Below are 16,184 nucleotides of genomic sequence, written 5' to 3'. Positions count from 1 at the left end.
TCAGGGCTGCTTGGGCGCCCGGGCGAGCGCGTGGAAGTAGACGTCTTCCAGGTCGGGGGTGGCCGGCTCGAAGCCCTCCGGCGCGGACTCCGCGTGGACGTGGACCAGGCGCTGGCCGGCCACGCGCCGCACGGCGATGACCTCCAGATTCTTCATCAGCGCGTCCAGCTCCTCCTGCTGGGTGACGAAGCGCTTCCACACGCGCTGGCGCAGCGACTCCACCAGCTTCAGCGGGTGCCCCGCGGCCACGACGTTCCCCTGCGCGAGGATTGCCATGTTCTGACAGAGGTCCGCCACGTCGGAGACGATGTGCGTGGACAGCAGCACCACCACGTCGGCGCTGATCTCCGCCAGCAGGTTGTGGAAGCGGAAGCGCTCGGCGGGGTCGAGCCCGGCGGTGGGCTCGTCCACGATGAGCAGCCTGGGGTTGCCCAGCAGCGCCTGGGCGATGCCGAAGCGCTGCTTCATGCCGCCGGAGAACCCACCGAGCCGCCGGTCCCGGTGCTCCCAGAGGTTCGTCTTCTGGAGGAGCGCCTTCACCGCGTCATGGCGCGGGCCACGCTGGGCCAGGCCCTTGAGCTGCGCCAGGTGGTCCAGCATGTCCCAGGCCGTCACCTTGGGATACACGCCGAAGTCCTGCGGCAGGTAGCCCAGCACCTCGCGCAGCCGGTCCTTGTCCCGGCGCAGGTCGATGCCGTCGAAGGTCATGGTGCCCGCGTCCACGTCCTGCAGCGTGGCGATGCTGCGCATCAGCGTGGACTTGCCCGCGCCGTTGGGCCCGAGCAGCCCGAACATGCCGCGCGGAATGGTGAGGTTGACACCCTGCAACGCGCGGGTGCCGTTGGGGTACGTCTTCGACACGCCTTCGAGTCTGAGCTCCATGGCGGTGAACCTAGCCCAGACCCCGGGACTGGTGCGTCAGGCGCATGCCGTCGTTACCATGCCGGCATGCCCCTCCCACGCCGGTCCGTCACCGCCACCGCGGCGCTCGCCTTGCTCCTGGGGGCCTGTGGCGACGGTGACCCGGTCCTGCTGGAGGCGGTGGCCGCGAGCTGCGCGGGCGGCCCGGCGCAGCACCTGGACCGGCTGCCCTCCGGCGCCATGGTGCTCAACGCCTACTTCCTCCAGGAGGAGGCCACCCGGGACGCGCGCCGGGGCGCCGCCGACTCTCCGGTGTTGGAGGAGGTGCTCGCCAAGGCCGCCGCGCTGGGCGTGCGGGCCCTGCGCACCAACGGCCACAATGACGCGCTGGAGAAGGTGGGGGACACCGCCATCCAGGTGGCGCCGCTGGAGTATGACGAGCTGGCCCTGGTCGGCCTGGACCGGGTCCTGGCCCGGGCCCGGTACCATGGCGTCCGGCTGGTGCTGACGCTCGGGAACTACTGGGACGCCTATGGCGGCGCCCGCCGCTACGTGGCGTGGGCGGGGCTGCCCCGGCCGGTGGAGGGGGACCCGCGCTTCTTCACCGACCCGGCCGTGGTGGCGCACTACAAGGCGCACGTGGCGCGCCTGCTCAACCGGGTGAACACGGTGGACGGCATCCGCTACGGGGACCACCCGGCCGTGCTCGCCTGGGAGCTGCTCAACGAGCCGCGGGGCCGGGGGCTGGACAAGGAGGGGGCGCGGCTGCGCGCGTGGATTGATGACGTGGCGCGGGAGGTGAAGACGCACGCGCCCGGCCACCTGGTGGGCACGGGGGAGGAGGGCTTCGAGCCTTCCCCCGAAGGCTACGAGCCTGGCTTCTGGTCCCGCTCCGGCTCGCCGGTGCTGCGCACCCCGGGGGCCAGCTTCACGCGCAACACGGCGTCCCCGTACATCGACTTCGCGTCGGTGCACTTCTATCCAGAGTCCTGGGGCCTGGGCGGCGCGGACACGGCCGAGGCCGGCGCCCGGTGGATTCGCGAGCACGCCGCCATCGCGCGGAGCCTGGGCAAGCCGCTGTTCGTGGGGGAGCTGGGGCTGCGCAACGAAGGGGACTTCGACGTGTCGCAGCGCCGCGCGCTCTACCGGGGCTGGCTGGAGTGCCTGCGGAAGGAGGGCGTGGGCGCCGGGGCGCTGTGGATGTTCGCCAATGACGCCCGGCCGGAGGCCTGGGACCACTACACCTTCTACTACCGGGACGGCACGCTGCCGGGAGACCCGGTCAACCGCTACGCCGACCTCGTCATGGAGGCCGCCGCCGCGGAGCGCCCGGGGGCCGCGGTCTCCACGGGGTGGTGAGCGCTCCGGCTCAGACGGAGATGAGGCCCTTGCGGATGCCCTCTGTCACGGCCTCCACGCGGTTGGTGACCTCCAGCTTCCGGTAGATGTGCTCCAGGTGCGTGCGGATGGTCGCCTTGCTGAGGTCCAGCAGGCGCGCCGCCTCGCTGTTGGATACGCCCTTGGCGATGAGCTGGAGGATTTCGCGCTCGCGGTCCGACAGCGGCTTGAGCAGCGGCTCCTGGAGCTCGTCGATGGGGGCGGAGGGCGGCGCGGCCGCGGGGCTGCTGGGCACGGGGCTGGCGTCCGGCTCCACCCGGAAGTGGCGCAGCAGCCGCCGGGCCAGGTTGGGCTGGATGACGGTGCCGCCCGCGCGGACCTCCTTGATGGCCTCGATGATCTTGTCCACCGGGGCGCCCTTGAGGAGGTAGCCGGAGGCGCCGGCCTTCACGGCCTCCAGCACTTTGTCCTCCTCGTCGAAGATGGTGAAGATGAGGATTTCAATCTTCGGGAAGCGCGCCTTCACCTCGCGCGTCACGTCGATGCCGCTCATGCGGGGCAGGCCCAGGTCGAGCAGCAGCACGTCCGGCATCAGCCTGGGCACCTCCTCCAGCGCGGCTTCGCCGGAGAGCGCGGTGCCGATGATGTCCATCTCCGGGTGGCTCTCGAAGAGGCGGAGCTGGTTCTTGAGGATCTTCGTCTGATCCTCGACCACGAAGACGCGGATGGGCGGCGAATCGGATGGCGGCTGCGGGGCGTCCACGGGAGCTCCGGTCATGACGGGCGACAGGGAAGGGAGAATGCCACCTGGGCGCCAGCGCCGGGTGACGAGTCCACGATGAGCTGGCCACCGAGCTTCATGGCGCGCTCACGCATGTTGAGCAGGCCATAGTGGCCGCGCGGCGTCCGGGAGGGGTCGAAGCCCTTTCCGTCGTCGCGCACGACGAGGTTGACGCGCTCCTCGCTGAAGTCGAGCTGCACCTGCACGCTCCGGGCCTCCGCGTGCTTCACCGCGTTGGACAGCGACTCCTGGAGGATGCGGAACAGCGCCAATTGCGCGTCCGGGTTGAGCTTGCGCTGCAGCCCGGTGCGCTCGAAGCGGATGTCCAGGCCGGTGCGCTCGCGGAACGTCTTCGCGTAGTCGTCCAGGCCCTGCGCCAGCTCGAAGTCCTCGCGCATCATCCGGAGGTTGCGCCGCAGCTCCTCGATGGACTCCTCCGCGGTGAGCTTCAGCTCGCGGATCTCCTCGCGCAGGCTCTCTTCGCGCGCCAGGTTCAGGATGTACTCGGACTGGATGATCATGGACGACAGGGATGCGCCCAGGCCGTCGTGGATCTCCCGCGCCAGCCGGTTGCGCTCCTCCACCACGGCCAGCTCCTTGAGGTCCCCCTGCAGCGACACCACCTCGCGGTGCGCCGCGGCCTCGCGCTCGTTCAGGTACACCAGCACGTAGACGATGATGAAGTTGAGCGCCAGGTACCAGAGCAGCGTCAGCAGCTCCACCGCCGTCACGGAGCGGTTGAGGAGCAGGTCCAACCGGGTGGTGATGGGCAGCGCCAGGAGCGGCGGCAGGATGGCCAGCGGCTTGGGGTAGAGGATGGCGAAGAGCGTGGTGAAGAGGAGCTGCGTGGCCAGCAGCGGGCTCTGGAGGCCGCCGCCGACGTGCGGCTTGACGATGAGCACCACGCTGATGGCCACGTCCAGGCACAGGGTGATGTACGTCACCCAGCGGCCCGCCTTGGGGTGGTCGATGACCAGGAGGTTGGCGACGCTGTAGAGCAGCATCGCGAAGTAGCCCACGAAGGAGAACGGGCCGGTGAGGCCGAAGTAGCCGCTCCAGGCCGGCACCGCGAGGATGAGCAGGCCCAGCGTGAGGAACATCATCCGCGCGTAGAAGAGCGCGCGGGCGCGGGCCACGAAGCGGTCCTGCTCCCACGAGGCGGCCGCCTGCTCCGCCGACACGCTGTCCGTCAGCTTGCGGCGCTCCAGGACCTTCCGCACGCGGGCGCGCAGGTCATTGGCAGGTGACTCCTCGCCCAGTGCGAGTTGGGAATCCATTCGTCCGGCAGTCTACGGGAGCAACCGGGGGGCCGGGAATCCCGGACGTGGCCCGCCCTGCTTCTCGGGGGGCGAGGAGGCGGGCCCCGCCGCCCGCGGGGCACCGCGTCACTGCGCGGAGGCGTCCCCCTGGCACGCCTGGCGCGCCTCGGGCTTGTTCTTGAAGATGAAGTCCAGCCGGTCGGTCCGCTCGCCTGTCCGTTCATCGAAGAGCGGCGTGCCGCCCGCGTACATGCTGCCCTCCGGGTTGCCGTACGCGTCCAGCCCCTGCTTCTGGAGCCACGCGTCCACGCAGGCCTCCTGGGCGGCGCGGGCGCTGTTGACCGTGCCCGCGTCCTCCTCCGCCCCCAGGGCGCCCTTGCTGGCGCCGGTGCGCGCGGCTTCACCCGTGGCCGCGGAGGCGTCGGTGGGGCCCGGGGCCTCGCCCGTCTTGCGGGTGCAGCCGGGAGCCAGGAGGAGGGCAGCGGAAAAGACGAGCACGCCGGTCAGGTTTTTCATATGTCCTGGCAGGTGGGGGCCGCGCGGAGGCGGGACGGTGGAGAGACACCTGCGCCCTTCTGCAAGGTGGTACGCAGGCGGCCTCACCATATTCGTTTCCGACGCGTGGAGCAGTCATCCGATGCATGGCCACGGCACAGACCACCATCCCCGAATTCCCCACGCGTCCCGGCTGGAGCGCGCGCGCGTCCTGCTGGTGGGGGCGGGCGGGCTCGGCTGCCCGGCGTCGCTGACGCTGGCCCAGGCCGGTGTCGGGCACCTGACGCTGGCGGATCCGGACCGCGTGGACGTGACGAACCTGCCGCGCCAGCTCTGGCACCGGACGGAGGACGTGGGCCGCAACAAGGCGGAGTCCGCGGTCGCGGGCCTGGCGCGGGCCTTCCCGGACCTGGGCACGGAGGCCCTCACGGAGCGCGTGGACGCGAGCAACGCGGAGGGGCTCTTCCGCGCGCACGACGCCGTCATCGACGCCACGGACGGCGTGGCCACCAAGTTCTTCCTGTCGGACGTCGCGGTGCTGACGGGCGTGCCGCTCGTCTATGGCGGCGTGCTGCGCATGCAGGGGCAGGCGATGCGGGTGGATCCGGGCGGTCCGTGCCTGCGCTGCCTCTATGAGGCGCCGCCTCCGGCCGACGCGGTGCCCACGTGTGCCCAGGCGGGGGTGCTCGGCTCGCTGGCGGGGCTGGTGGGCGCGGTGCAGGCCCTGCTGGCGTTGGAGCTGCTGTCGGGCGCGGCGCGCGCGGGGCGGGGCGAGGCCACGCTGCACGTGCTGGACGCCGTGTCGCTGCTGGGGCGGAGGACGCGCGTGACGCGGGCGCCGGACTGCGAGGGCTGCCGCGTCACGGCCATCCCCGAGTACCCGGAGTCCCCCGAGGCGTGCGCGACATGACGGCGACGTTGGACATCACCCGCGAGGTCTGTCCGATGACCTACGTGCGGACGAAGCTGAGGTTGGAGCCATTGGAACCGGGCACGCTGCTGGAGGTGCGCCTGCGGGGCGCCGAGCCGCTGAAGAACGTGCCCCGCAACGCGCGCGACGAGGGCCACGAGGTCGTGTCCCTGGACGCGCTCCCGGACGGAACGCACCGGCTGGTGCTCCGCAAGCAGGGCAGGTGAGAGAGCCATGGCGACCCTTCGTATCCCCACCCCGATGCGCGGCTTCACCAACAACCAGGCGGAGGTCACGGCCCCCGGCGCCACCGTGGGCGAGGTGCTGAAGAACCTGGACACGCGCCACCCGGGCATCGGCGGCCGGGTGTTCGACGAGCGCGGCGCGGTGCGGCGCTACGTCAACGTGTACCTCAACGACGAGGACATCCGCGCGCTGAGCGGCCTGGACACGCCGGTGAAGGACGTGGACCGCATCACCCTCATCCCCGCCATGGCGGGAGGCTGAGGGCCATGGCGCTGCGGGAAGATCAAATCGTCCGCTACTCCCGGCAGATCCTCCTGCGCGAGGTGGGCGGCCGGGGCCAGGAGGCGCTGCTGGCGGGCACCGTCCGGGTGGATGGCATTGGCGTGTCCGGCCTGACGGCGGCGGCGTACCTGGCGGGAGGCGGCACGCCGGTGGCGGGCGCGGGCTCGCTGACGCTGGGGCCCTGGGCGCCGGGCTTCCTGATGGCGCCCTCCGACGTGGGCCTGCCCTTGACGGAGGCGCTGGCCCGCGAGGTGCCCGCGCTGAACCCGGACGCGGCGGCGACGGGGCCGGGCGGAGGCCTGTTGGCGGAGCTCCCGGCGGCCTGGAGCGGTGACGCGCCGTGGGTGGCCCTGGGCGGTGACGGCATGCGGGCCGCCGTCGTCTTCCGGAGCGCGGAGGGGTGCGTCTGGTGCTTCGGCGAGACGGTGCGTCACCTGGGCTCGCCCCCGGATGGCGCGCTGGGCGTGGCGGCGGGCACGCTGGGGGCGCTGGTGTTCCAGCGGCTGCGGCTGGGCCTGGGGCCCGCGCTGGGCGGCCGGTGGCTGGTGCCGCCCGGAGTCGTGGAGGCGCTGGAGCCGCGCCGGTGCGCTCGCTGCGCCGCCCGTGAGGCGCCCTCCGCGCCGTGAGCGCCTGGCCCAAGCCCGTCCTCGCCGAGGTGTCCCGGCACCTGGAGGCCGCGTATCCCTTCGAGGGCTGTGGGGTGATCCTCCGCGAGGAGGGCACGGGGGCCTTGCGGATCCGCCCCCTGCGCAACGCCGCCGGCAATCCCCGGCAGGCCTATGCCTTCGCGCCCGAGGAGTGGTTGTCGGTGTGCATGGAAGCGGATGCACGGGCGGAGCGGGTGGTGTGCGTGTTCCACTCGCATGTGGATGCGCCGGCCACCTTCTCCCGCGAGGACGCGCTGCGTGCGGCGCCCGAGGGGTATCCGCTGCTCCCCAAGGTTTCCTATCTCGTCGGATCCATACACTGCGGCAGTGTTCACTACGTGTCGGAGTATGAGTGGTGTGCGGGAAACTTCGTGTCACGAACGGGCTGAAAAGTGCATTTCAGAAACGAAAAAGCCGTGTCTGAGCAGGCACTTGAATGCCCGTTAACCCCACCTGCGGAAAGGTGGGCGCGAATTGTCAAGTGGCCGGGTTTTCGTCTATAACCGCGTCCATCTTCTGGATCTGCGGCGTCCCTACGCAGCTTGCAAGAAGTGCTCCGGACGCAGGGAGTAGACGACCCATATGGCCTCCAACACTGGTTTCACCCTCTGGCTGACCGGCATGTCCGGTACCGGGAAGAGCACCACCGCCGCCTACATCGCCGCGCGTTTGCGGCAGGTGGGCCGCAACGTCGAGATCCTCGACGAGGGTGAACTTGGCGAGGCGCTCTGGGCGGGACTGGGAGATGGCAAGGAGGACCGCACCACCGTCGTGAAGCGGCTGGGCTTCGTGGCCAGCCTGCTGACGCGCAACGGCGTGGCGGCGCTGGTGCCCTGCGTGAGCCCGTACAAGCCGGGCCGCGAGGAGAACCGCCGGTCCATCGGGCGCTACGTGGAAGTCTACGTGGACTGCCCCACCGAGAAGCTCATCGAGCGCGACAGCACGGGCCGCTACAAGAAGGCGCTCAACGGGGAGATCCCCAACTTCATCGGCATCACCGAGCCGTACGAGCCGCCCAACTCGCCGGAGGTCACCATCCACTCCGACGTGGAGTCGGTGGAGGACGGCGCGGCGAAGATCTTCCAGTCGCTCCTGGACCTCGGCTACATGAGCACCGAGGAGCTGAAGATCATCACCGGCAAGAAGATGAAGGCCAACCCGCTGCCGGCCAAGGGTGAGCGGGCGGAGAAGGCCGAGAAGCCTGAGAAGGGCGGGGCCAAGGCCCGTCGCGCCGAGGAGTCCAAGCCGGCGGCGAAGGCGGCGAAGGCGCCGAAGGCGGACAAGGGCGCCAAGGCCCGTCCGGCCACGCGCGCGGCCCGGGTGGCCAAGCCGGCTCCGGCGGCGAAGAAGGCGGCGAAGCGGAAGGCTCGCTAGGCGGCCGGGCTTCCAGGCCCATGTGTCATTCCTGAAGGGCTCCAGGTTGCCGCGCAACGGCGCGTGCAATCCGGGGCCCTTCCGTTTTAGGAGAGCTTCATGCTGAGCCCCGAGCGGATCCAGGCCCTGTGTGAGTCCTCGCGTCCCAAGCTGGAGGCGATGCGCGCCGCGCTGCGGGCCCATGGCAGCGCGCTGGTGGCCTTCTCCGGCGGCGTGGATTCAACCTTCGTGTTGAAGGTGGCCGTGGAGGAGCTGGGCGAGCGGGCGCTCGCGCTCACCGCGCTGTCCGCGTCCGTGGCGCCGGAGGAGGCCGACGAGGCCCGCGCGCTGGCGAAGCGGCTGGGGGCCCGGCACGTGGTGCTGGGGAGCAACGAGCTGGCGAACCCGCAGTACGCGGCCAACCCGACGAACCGCTGCTACTTCTGCAAGACGGAGCTGTACGACATCTGCGAGGCGCAGCGGAAGACGCTGGGGCTGGCGGTGGTGCTGGACGGCTTCAACGCGGACGACTTCAAGGACCACCGGCCCGGCCACAAGGCGGCGCGGGAGCACCAGGTGGTGTCGCCGCTGGCGCAGGCGGGGCTGACGAAGGAGGAGATCCGCGCGTGGAGCCAGTCGCTCGGGTTGCCGACCTGGGACAAGCCGCAGATGGCGTGCCTGGCGTCACGGATTCCGTATGGCACGGCGGTGACGAGGGATCGGCTGCTGCAGATCGCCGCCGCGGAGTCGGAGCTGCGCAAGCTGGGCTTCCGGCAGTTCCGGGTGCGGTACCACCAGGACGTGGCGCGGCTGGAGGTGGCGGCGGAGGAGTACGAGCGCTTCCTCGCGGCGGACGTGCGGCAGAAGATCAACACCGCGTTCCTGGCGCTGGGGTTCAAGTTCGTGGCGTTGGACCTGGAGCCGTTCCGCTCCGGCCGGATGAATGACGCCGCGGGCATCGCGAAGCCAGGGCAGTCGGAGGGGTTCGCGCTGCCCGTGGTGGGCTGAGCCGCGTCGCCGACGCGCCCCGGACCCTGGGCTTGCCGCTCGGGATGAAACTCACAGCCCCGTGATGAGGCGGATGCCGTGTTCCTGGACCAGGGTCTGTCTGGCCTCCGCGGACACCGTGGTGCCGCGCAGGTCGAGTTCCTGGAGGCCTGGTAGCTGGCGCAACGCCGGGAGCCCCGCATCGGTGACGTTCGTGCGCGTCAGGTAGAGGGTGCGGAGCGAGCTGGGCAGGTGGCCGAGCAGCTCGTCCCCACTGCGAATCCCGGCGAGGCTCAGCCAGACGAGCCTCTTGAAGCCCAGGAGCGCCTTCTGTCCCTGTGCGTCCAACCGGGTCGCGCCCAGGTCCAGCTTCGTGAGCCGGGTAAGGGCGTGCAGGCCCGTCAGGCCGGAGCCACTGATGAGCGTCCCCGCGACATGGATGGCCTCCAGCTCCGTCAGCCCGGCGAGCTGACCCAGGCCCACGTCCGTCAGGAGTGTGCGTTCTGCTTTCAGGGCGTGGAGGCCAGGGAAGAGCTGGCACGTGGTGGACACCCATTCGTCCGTGAACCCGGTCCGGCTCAAGTCAAGATGGCGCAGGTGGAAGCGTGGACCCAGGTTGTTCAACGCCTCCAGGCCAATGGGGGTGCGGCTGAGATCGAGCCTGGTCAGGCGGCTGAGCGGGGCGAGGCGCGTCAGGGAGCCGTCCGTCAGGGCGAGACCTGAGAGCAAGAGTGACTCGAGCGCCACCAGGTTGCTCAATTCCTGAAGTCCCGCGCCCGTAACGGTCGTGCGGGAGAGGTCCAGCTCTCGGAGACCGAGGAGCCCGTGAAGATGGCGCAGCGCTGCGTCGCCTACGCGGGTGTCGTCGAGATGGAGTACTTCCAGCCGAGACAGGCCCGCGAGGTGACGCAGGCCCGCTCCCCGGATTCCCGCCTTGCTGAGGACCAGCGCACGAAGCCCGGGCAGCTTCGCGAGGTGGACCAGCCCTGCGTCGGTCACCCGCGTGCTGCCCAGATGAAGGGCTTCCAGCGCACGAAGTCCCGTTGCGTGTCTGAGGCCGGCATCCGACACGGTCGTCCGCGCGAGGCCCAGCCGCCTGAGGGTGGGCAGGCTTGTGAGTGCCCGGAGGCCCCGGTCCGTTACCCTCGTGCCGCTCAGGCTGAGCGTGTGGAGCCGAGCGCCCGGCAGCGAGGCGAGGACGGTGTCGTCCACGGAGGTGTCGGAGAGGTCCAGTTCCTCCAACTCCGGTTGCCGCGCGAGGAATTCGAGCCCCCGGGACGTGACGGCTGTCCCGGCGAGCGACACGCGGCGCAGGGTGGTGTGCTCCGAAAGCGACGCAAGGCCCGGGTCCGAGACAGATGTTTCATCCAGCCGCAGCACCGCCAGCCGCCGCATCCGTTCAAGAGGGGCCAACCCTGAGTTGGTGAGCCGGGTGGCGCTGAGATGCAAGGCCTCGATTCGGGGCGCGTCCTCGAGCGCGGCGAGGTGCGCGTCGCCGAAGTTCGTCCCGGACACGTGAAGAGCGACGACATGGGAGCCCTGCAGTAGCACCCGGAGCACTTCGGGGCCGGGGACAGCGGCGCCGTCGAAGGACACGCCGGGCACGCGGTGCTCGCGCAAGACGGCGGCGAGGTCGCGTGCCTCCACTTCGGTCCGCACGGGCAACAGGGGGGCGGCGTACCAGTCGCCCGAGTCAGGTGGGGTGAATCCTTCGGGCCCTGGCGGCAACTGCCCGAGCTCATCGCGGGTCCCATCCGGAGCGAGCTGGAACACCGTGAGGAGCCGCCGGGGAGCCGTGACGACAACAGGGCTTGCGGCAGGGGAGGGGATGACGGGCGCGGGGCGGGTGGTGGCACATGCGGCCAGGCCGAGAATCAATCCCGCGAACCTCAGGAAGCCTGCGCGCAAACTCACCCCCGAACAGGGTGGAATCGGTCCCACCGCGTCACACTTCGCGACCGTCGCCCTCAAGGGGGCCTCCGGCAGCGCGGGCGTGAGACTACGGTCCCGCGGAAACGGCGGGCAAGCCCGGTGACGCGCCAGGATCCGGTGCGCCGGGGGTGGAGCGTTCGACGTCTTATGCCCCAAGGGCGCCCCGAGGCGCGTGTCCCTGCTAGAACCTTCATCCGCGCCATGGCCCGCGAACGCTCCCCACTTCCCAGCACGGGTTCCCGGCTGACCCGCCGCATCCACGGGCTGATCAGCGCCTGCGCCGTGAGCCTGCCCACCGCGGCCGGCGCCGCTGAGTACCTCGACACGCCCTACGCGGAACGCCGGGCCTTCTCGCTGATCCTCGGCCCCGGCGCCTCCTATACCGAGCTGATCAACCGGACCGAGGACGACGCCGAGAAGGGCGGGGACGCGCATCTGGACCTCGGGGCCAGCCGGACCGTGGGCTACGACGGGGACGAGGTCTTCGTGGTGATCCGCGGCAGCCTCCGCGGCCCGGAGCTCTCGGTGGCCGGGGGCTACCGGAGCTTCCACGGCGATGGGTCCTGGCAGACCTTCTATGATCTGGGCCTGCTGATCAGGCCGTTTTCTGGGCCGTGGTTGGGGCCTCGCGTAGCGTTGGGCTTGCGACACACCTTCTCCGAGCGGCTCGCGGTGTTCGGGGGACTCGGGCTCTCGCTCGGGTTTGGCGCGGGCCTGCGCGGAGACGCCGAAGCCTTCACCGGGGTTCAGTGGATCTTCCCGGTCGGATCGAAGTGAATTTCTTGCGATCAGACCGACCTGTGAGAATGTGTGTGCATCTGTAGGAGGTCGCGCACATGGACATCAGCCCCCGCCTTACTTCTGTGGTCTTCCGGCTCAACCGCGAGAAGCTCGACGCCCTCAAGGACCTGTCGCGCTCCACCCGCATCCGCCAGAGCGAGTACCTCCGCGAGGCCATCTCGGACCTGCTCGCGAAGTACGAGGAGCGGCTCGTCGACTGAAGACGGCCGACCGGGCCCCACCGCGCGTCACCCGAAGGAGAAGGGTGGCTCCAGCGGAAGCCCCGGGGGATGGAGACGCTCCCCGGCGGTGAAGGGGTCCACTTTGGGAGGGTAGCGAACCTCCCAGAGCACCAGGCCGTGAGCGGGCGCCTTGAAGCCCTCCAGGGCCTGACCCGTCTCGAGCGCCGCGAGCCACGCCTCTTCCGGCAGCAGCCCCGCGGCCACCTTCAACGCGCTCCCCACGAGATAGCGGATCTGGTAGCGCGCGAAGCCGTCCCCGCGCAGCCGGGCCTCGTACAGCCCACCGCCCAGCGCGTGCAGGGTGGCGGACTCCAGCGTGCGCGGCTTGCGTGGACTGGACTTCTCATGGAAGGCGATGAAGTCCCGTGTCCCTTCCGCCCTGCGCAGCACCGCCGCCAGCCGCTCCGGCGTCACCGTCGTCCCCTGGAGCGGCGGATCCGCGGACACGTCCAGCGCATACGGCGCCCACGCGGGCGTCACGGCGCCGCCCAACTGGAGCCGGTAGCGGTACTCCTTGCCGCACGCGCTCCACTGCGCATGGAAGGACGTGGGCCGCCGCACCGCGCACAGGCCCAGGCCCGGTGGCAGCCGGGGCGGGAGCCGCTGCTCCAGCGACTCCGCCGAATCCCCCGCCTCCAGCCGGACGCTCACCACCTGCATCCGCGCGTGGACCCCCCGGTCCGTGCGCCCCGAAGGCATCAAGGTCGCCGGCACGCCCACGGACTGGAGCGCCTCTTCCAGGGCCGACTGCACGGTGGGCCCCTCCACCTGGCGCTGGAAGCCGCGGAAGTTTCCGCCGCGGTACCAGATCCACAGTGCGACGGGAATTCGCTTGGTGGTGGAGGGGAGCACGCCGTTGCTTGGGTGTGGGGAATCACGGGATACTCGCGCGCGAAATGGCGGCTGGACAAGACCTTGCGGCGGACGTGGACGGACACTGGCTCTTCAAGCACGGGGACTTGGTCCTGGGGCCCCTCAGTGGCGCGCAGATCGTGGAGAAGCTCGGCGCGGGTGAGCTGACGCCGGACACCCTGGTGGCGCCCGCCGGGGAGCGGGAATTCCACCGCATGTCGGAGGTGGACGCGTTCCGCACGCACGTGGCCCGGGCCGAGGCGCGCGCCCGGGTGGACGCCGCCGTCGTGGTGGAGCGGGCGAAGTCCGCGAAGCGCCTGAAGCTCCTGGGCGGCGCCGCCGTGGCGGGCGTGGTGGTGCTGGGCGTCGTCGGCATCCAGGTGGCGCGCAACGCCGCGGTCCACGGCTGGTTCGGCGGCGGCGAGGCCCAGCCGGACGACTTCGAGATGGGCGAAATCACCATCCGCGTGGCCCAGGCCCGGGTGGATGAGGAGGAGCTCTTCGAGTACCCCGCCGGTGGCGCGCGGCGTCCTGGCTCGGGCGGGCCCGGGGTGAAGCCGGCCACGGGCAGCAGCGGCCCGGGGAAGGTGGCCATGGCCTCCACCACCCGGTCCCCGCCGGACCGCAAGCCCCGGCCGAGCGGCAGCGTGAGCACGGAGCCGGACGGCATGGAGGTGGCGCAGCAGTTCGACCAGTCCGCCATCAACCGGGTGGTGGCCAGCAACAAGTCCACGCTCTTCCGGTGCTTCAAGGAAGAGGGGGCGCGCAGCCCGGGCATCTACGCCAAGATCCCCATGGAGTTCGTCATCGGGAATGACGGCCGGGTGAGCAAGCTGTGGGTGGACAACCCGCAGTTCAAGAAGGGTCCACTCTACGACTGTCTCCTGACGGAGATGCGGAAGTGGCCCTTCCGCGCCTACGAGGGCGAGCGGGCCACGGTGGGCCTGTCGTTCACCATCGGCAAGCGGGGGTAGGGCCACTTTCTTGCCGGCACCCCGGCCATGCCCGATACCGTGGGCATGTCCGCCGCATCCGTTGCAGAGACCGAAATCGCGAAGAAGGCCATGAGCGTCCCGCCGGGGACCTTCCGTCACACCGTGCTGACGGCAGCCAAGCGCTTCAAGTCCACCTGGGCCGAGCTGGGCAAGCTCCTGGTCCAGGTCCGGGACGAGGCCAAGTTCGAGGAGTGGGGCTACCCCTCCTTCGAGGCCTACTGCCTCAAGGAACTGCACATCAAGAAGCAGACCGCCTTGAAGCTCACCCGCTCGTTCAGCTTCCTGACCAAGCACGAGCCGGAGGAGGAGCTTACCGCACAGGAGTTCCCCCAGCGCGCACCCGCCTTCGAGGTCATCGAAGTGCTCGCGGACGCGGAGGAGCGGGGCCAGCTGTCGCCCACTGAATACAAGTCCCTGCGCGACAGCATCTGGAGCCCGGAGAAGAACCCGGCCGAGCTGAAGAAGGAGTTCGCCGAGCGCTTCCCCCGTCCCCCGCCGGAGCCGCCTCCGGAGAGCGCCCAGGTGCGGAAGCTGGCGCAGATGGCCCGCAAGCTCGCCTCCGAGCTGTCGGGGAGCCGTCGGATTCCGAACGCCGTCGCCGAGCGGGCAGCCGCCCTGGCCGAAGACCTCGAGGACATCGCCTCGGGCGTGACGGACGCCTGAGCCGCTGTTACTGAACGCTGACCCGTCGCCGGGGCTGTACGCTCGGCAACGGGCCTGTACCGCCGGGCTTCCTGCCCGAAGGGGAGGGCCCTATAGTGGTTCAGGGCCGCGTGGAAGGTGGGCCTGACGGCTGTTCGAGACGTGGGCAGGCCGTGCGGGTAGGGGAGCGGTGGACGGCGTAGGAGGCTCCGGCTTAGCGGGGCCGGCGAACTCGGAGGCGGCAGTGAAGAAGGAGCACCACGTCAACCTGTCTTGTTCGTTCTGCGGCAAGTCGCAGCGCGAGGTCCGCAAGCTCATCGCGGGCCCGACGGTCTACATCTGCGACGAATGCATCAAGCTGTGTAACGACATCATCGCGGACGAGAACGAGCGCGAGGAGGGCAAGCCCCAGGTCAGCTTGCCGACGCCGCAGGAGATCAAGGCGTTCCTCGACGACTACGTCATCGGACAGGACCAGGCGAAGAAGGTCCTCGCGGTGGCGGTCTACAACCACTACAAGCGCATCTACCAGAAGAAGCCGACCTCTCGGCCGCGTCCGGGCGTGAAGAGCCCCGGCGGCGAGGAAGTGGAGCTGAGCAAGAGCAACATCCTGCTCATTGGCCCCACGGGGAGCGGAAAGACGCTGCTGGCCCAGTCGCTGGCGCGCTTCCTCAACGTGCCCTTCACCATCGCCGACGCCACCAGCCTCACCGAGGCCGGCTACGTGGGCGAGGACGTGGAGAACATCATCCAGAACCTCCTCCACAACGCCGACTACGACGTGGAGAAGGCCTCGCGCGGCATCGTCTACATCGACGAGATCGACAAGATCGCGCGCAAGGGTGACATGCCCAGCGCCACCCGCGACGTGGGCGGCGAGGGCGTGCAGCAGGCCCTGCTGAAGATCATCGAGGGCACCCGGGCCAACGTCACGCCGCGCGGCGGGAAGAAGTACAACCAGCAGGAGTACGTCCAGGTCGACACGACGAACATCCTGTTCATCTGCGGCGGCGCCTTCCACGGCATCGACGGCGTCATCAAGCGCCGCGTGGGCGAGAAGGGCCTCGGCTTCGGCGCGAAGATCACCCACCGCGAGGAGCGCAGCGTGGGCGAGCTGCTGGCGCTGACCGAGCCGGAAGACCTGATGCGCTTCGGCATGATTCCGGAGTTCATCGGCCGCCTGCCGATGATCGCCACGCTCAATGACTTGAAGGAAGAGGACCTGGTCATCATCCTCTCCCAGCCGAAGAACGCGCTGGTGAAGCAGTACCAGAAGCTCTTCGAGATGGAGAAGGTGAAGCTGACCTTCACCAAGGAGGCGCTGCGCGCCATCGCCCGCGAGGCGATGCGCCGTCACTCCGGAGCGCGCGGTCTCCGCGCCATCCTGGAGGATGCGATGCTGGAGATCATGTACGACGTGCCGTTCCGCGAGGGCGTCAAGGAGTGCAAGATCACCGAGCAGGTCATCACCAAGCACGAGGCGCCCCAGCTCGTCATGGAGAAGGAGAAGAAGACGGCCTAGCGGCGTCTTGCTTCTCCCGGCGTCCAAGGCCCTGCTTCCCACCCGGGAGGCGGGGCCTTC

Annotated in this window: 19 protein-coding genes; 13 read left to right on the top strand and 6 right to left on the bottom strand. The window is 70.2% G+C overall.

The annotated features are described in order from the left end of the window. The gene (locus MYMAC_RS20155) at positions 1–882 is read right to left on the bottom strand and encodes an ABC transporter ATP-binding protein (RefSeq protein ID WP_095959256.1); all 882 of its coding nucleotides are present in this window, start codon (positions 880–882) and stop codon (positions 1–3) included. 66 nt (positions 883–948) lie between these two features. Between MYMAC_RS20155 and MYMAC_RS20150 the strand changes: the two genes are divergently transcribed. Further along, positions 949–2,220: a glycoside hydrolase 5 family protein gene (locus MYMAC_RS20150; protein ID WP_095959255.1), complete on the top strand. Its 1,272-nt coding sequence runs from the start codon at positions 949–951 to the stop codon at positions 2,218–2,220. A 10-nt stretch (positions 2,221–2,230) separates the two neighbouring features. Here the strand turns inward: MYMAC_RS20150 and MYMAC_RS20145 are convergent, their stop codons facing one another. From MYMAC_RS20145 to MYMAC_RS20135, 3 genes are all read right to left on the bottom strand, one after another. Next, positions 2,231–2,977 (bottom strand): response regulator, encoded by a 747-nt coding sequence (locus MYMAC_RS20145; RefSeq protein ID WP_043711440.1) that lies wholly within the window; start codon positions 2,975–2,977, stop codon positions 2,231–2,233. Continuing rightward, entirely contained in the window at positions 2,974–4,257 is a 1,284-nt protein-coding gene (locus MYMAC_RS20140; protein WP_095959254.1) for a sensor histidine kinase, read from the bottom strand. The genes MYMAC_RS20145 and MYMAC_RS20140 overlap by 4 nt, the downstream gene beginning before the upstream one ends. A gap of 108 nt (positions 4,258–4,365) precedes the next feature. Beyond that, positions 4,366–4,755 (bottom strand): hypothetical protein, encoded by a 390-nt coding sequence (locus MYMAC_RS20135; RefSeq protein ID WP_239988909.1) that lies wholly within the window; start codon positions 4,753–4,755, stop codon positions 4,366–4,368. Positions 4,756–4,876: 121 nt separating this feature from the next. Between MYMAC_RS20135 and MYMAC_RS20130 the strand changes: the two genes are divergently transcribed. The 7 genes from MYMAC_RS20130 to larE all read left to right on the top strand — a co-directional run bounded on the left by MYMAC_RS20130 (position 4,877) and on the right by larE (position 9,180). Next, entirely contained in the window at positions 4,877–5,644 is a 768-nt protein-coding gene (locus MYMAC_RS20130) for a HesA/MoeB/ThiF family protein (protein ID WP_095959252.1), read from the top strand. Further along, positions 5,632–5,871, top strand: a complete 240-nt coding sequence (locus MYMAC_RS20125) for a sulfurtransferase TusA family protein (RefSeq protein ID WP_095959251.1) — start codon at positions 5,632–5,634, stop codon at positions 5,869–5,871. Before MYMAC_RS20130 ends, MYMAC_RS20125 begins: the two co-directional genes overlap by 13 nt. 7 nt (positions 5,872–5,878) lie before the next feature. Next, the gene (locus tag MYMAC_RS20120; protein WP_043711437.1) at positions 5,879–6,151 is read left to right on the top strand and encodes a ubiquitin-like small modifier protein 1; all 273 of its coding nucleotides are present in this window, start codon (positions 5,879–5,881) and stop codon (positions 6,149–6,151) included. A 5-nt stretch (positions 6,152–6,156) separates the two neighbouring features. After that, the gene (locus MYMAC_RS20115; protein ID WP_095959250.1) at positions 6,157–6,798 is read left to right on the top strand and encodes a ubiquitin-activating E1 family protein; all 642 of its coding nucleotides are present in this window, start codon (positions 6,157–6,159) and stop codon (positions 6,796–6,798) included. After that, positions 6,795–7,208 (top strand): M67 family metallopeptidase, encoded by a 414-nt coding sequence (locus MYMAC_RS20110; protein WP_013940683.1) that lies wholly within the window; start codon positions 6,795–6,797, stop codon positions 7,206–7,208. Before MYMAC_RS20115 ends, MYMAC_RS20110 begins: the two co-directional genes overlap by 4 nt. Positions 7,209–7,401: 193 nt before the next feature. Beyond that, the gene (cysC, locus tag MYMAC_RS20105) at positions 7,402–8,193 is read left to right on the top strand and encodes an adenylyl-sulfate kinase (protein ID WP_013940682.1); all 792 of its coding nucleotides are present in this window, start codon (positions 7,402–7,404) and stop codon (positions 8,191–8,193) included. 99 nt (positions 8,194–8,292) lie between these two features. Beyond that, positions 8,293–9,180 carry an ATP-dependent sacrificial sulfur transferase LarE gene (gene larE, locus MYMAC_RS20100; RefSeq protein ID WP_095959249.1) on the top strand — a complete coding sequence of 296 codons (888 nt, stop codon included), beginning with the start codon at positions 8,293–8,295 and terminating at the stop codon, positions 9,178–9,180. Between the two features lie 51 nt (positions 9,181–9,231). Here larE and MYMAC_RS20095 read toward each other — a convergent pair whose 3' ends face one another. Then, positions 9,232–11,037: a leucine-rich repeat domain-containing protein gene (locus MYMAC_RS20095; RefSeq protein WP_239988907.1), complete on the bottom strand. Its 1,806-nt coding sequence runs from the start codon at positions 11,035–11,037 to the stop codon at positions 9,232–9,234. A gap of 255 nt (positions 11,038–11,292) precedes the next feature. Here MYMAC_RS20095 and MYMAC_RS20090 point away from each other — a divergent pair, with 255 nt between their 5' ends. Continuing rightward, positions 11,293–11,868, top strand: a complete 576-nt coding sequence (locus tag MYMAC_RS20090; RefSeq protein ID WP_095961633.1) for a hypothetical protein — start codon at positions 11,293–11,295, stop codon at positions 11,866–11,868. 59 nt (positions 11,869–11,927) lie between these two features. Next, a complete protein-coding gene (locus MYMAC_RS20085) occupies positions 11,928–12,092 on the top strand; it encodes a ribbon-helix-helix domain-containing protein (RefSeq protein WP_021780942.1) in 165 nt (54 codons plus the stop codon). A gap of 27 nt (positions 12,093–12,119) precedes the next feature. On the opposite strand, the gene MYMAC_RS20080 is transcribed toward MYMAC_RS20085, so the two are convergent. Next, the gene (locus tag MYMAC_RS20080) at positions 12,120–12,965 is read right to left on the bottom strand and encodes a tRNA pseudouridine synthase A (protein WP_095959248.1); all 846 of its coding nucleotides are present in this window, start codon (positions 12,963–12,965) and stop codon (positions 12,120–12,122) included. A gap of 44 nt (positions 12,966–13,009) precedes the next feature. Here MYMAC_RS20080 and MYMAC_RS20075 point away from each other — a divergent pair, with 44 nt between their 5' ends. From MYMAC_RS20075 to clpX, 3 genes are all read left to right on the top strand, one after another. Next, positions 13,010–13,939 (top strand): AgmX/PglI C-terminal domain-containing protein, encoded by a 930-nt coding sequence (locus MYMAC_RS20075; RefSeq protein ID WP_204816833.1) that lies wholly within the window; start codon positions 13,010–13,012, stop codon positions 13,937–13,939. A 27-nt stretch (positions 13,940–13,966) separates the two neighbouring features. Then, the gene (locus MYMAC_RS20070) at positions 13,967–14,623 is read left to right on the top strand and encodes a hypothetical protein (RefSeq protein ID WP_043711433.1); all 657 of its coding nucleotides are present in this window, start codon (positions 13,967–13,969) and stop codon (positions 14,621–14,623) included. A 223-nt stretch (positions 14,624–14,846) separates the two neighbouring features. Continuing rightward, entirely contained in the window at positions 14,847–16,124 is a 1,278-nt protein-coding gene (gene clpX / locus MYMAC_RS20065; RefSeq protein WP_013940676.1) for an ATP-dependent Clp protease ATP-binding subunit ClpX, read from the top strand. Positions 16,125–16,184: the final 60 nt, after the last annotated feature.

Origin of the sequence: Corallococcus macrosporus DSM 14697 (assembly GCF_002305895.1) — a bacterium.
In the GTDB taxonomy this organism is placed as follows: Bacteria; Myxococcota; Myxococcia; order Myxococcales; family Myxococcaceae; genus Myxococcus; species Myxococcus macrosporus.
This window is presented reverse-complemented; position numbering and strand designations above follow the sequence as displayed.

Excerpts from the sequence above, each read along its gene's own strand:
- MYMAC_RS20155 (WP_095959256.1), bottom strand. The coding sequence starts at position 882 with ATGGAGCTCAGACTCGAAGGCGTGTCGAAGACGTACCCCAACGGCACC.
- MYMAC_RS20150 (WP_095959255.1), top strand. The coding sequence starts at position 949 with ATGCCCCTCCCACGCCGGTCCGTCACCGCCACCGCGGCGCTCGCCTTG.
- MYMAC_RS20145 (WP_043711440.1), bottom strand. The coding sequence starts at position 2,977 with ATGACCGGAGCTCCCGTGGACGCCCCGCAGCCGCCATCCGATTCGCCG.
- MYMAC_RS20140 (WP_095959254.1), bottom strand. The coding sequence starts at position 4,257 with ATGGATTCCCAACTCGCACTGGGCGAGGAGTCACCTGCCAATGACCTG.
- MYMAC_RS20135 (WP_239988909.1), bottom strand. The coding sequence starts at position 4,755 with ATGAAAAACCTGACCGGCGTGCTCGTCTTTTCCGCTGCCCTCCTCCTG.
- MYMAC_RS20130 (WP_095959252.1), top strand. The coding sequence starts at position 4,877 with ATGCATGGCCACGGCACAGACCACCATCCCCGAATTCCCCACGCGTCC.
- MYMAC_RS20120 (WP_043711437.1), top strand. The coding sequence starts at position 5,879 with ATGGCGACCCTTCGTATCCCCACCCCGATGCGCGGCTTCACCAACAAC.
- MYMAC_RS20115 (WP_095959250.1), top strand. The coding sequence starts at position 6,157 with ATGGCGCTGCGGGAAGATCAAATCGTCCGCTACTCCCGGCAGATCCTC.
- cysC (WP_013940682.1), top strand. The coding sequence starts at position 7,402 with ATGGCCTCCAACACTGGTTTCACCCTCTGGCTGACCGGCATGTCCGGT.
- larE (WP_095959249.1), top strand. The coding sequence starts at position 8,293 with ATGCTGAGCCCCGAGCGGATCCAGGCCCTGTGTGAGTCCTCGCGTCCC.
- MYMAC_RS20090 (WP_095961633.1), top strand. The coding sequence starts at position 11,293 with ATGGCCCGCGAACGCTCCCCACTTCCCAGCACGGGTTCCCGGCTGACC.
- MYMAC_RS20085 (WP_021780942.1), top strand. The coding sequence starts at position 11,928 with ATGGACATCAGCCCCCGCCTTACTTCTGTGGTCTTCCGGCTCAACCGC.
- MYMAC_RS20075 (WP_204816833.1), top strand. The coding sequence starts at position 13,010 with ATGGCGGCTGGACAAGACCTTGCGGCGGACGTGGACGGACACTGGCTC.
- MYMAC_RS20070 (WP_043711433.1), top strand. The coding sequence starts at position 13,967 with ATGCCCGATACCGTGGGCATGTCCGCCGCATCCGTTGCAGAGACCGAA.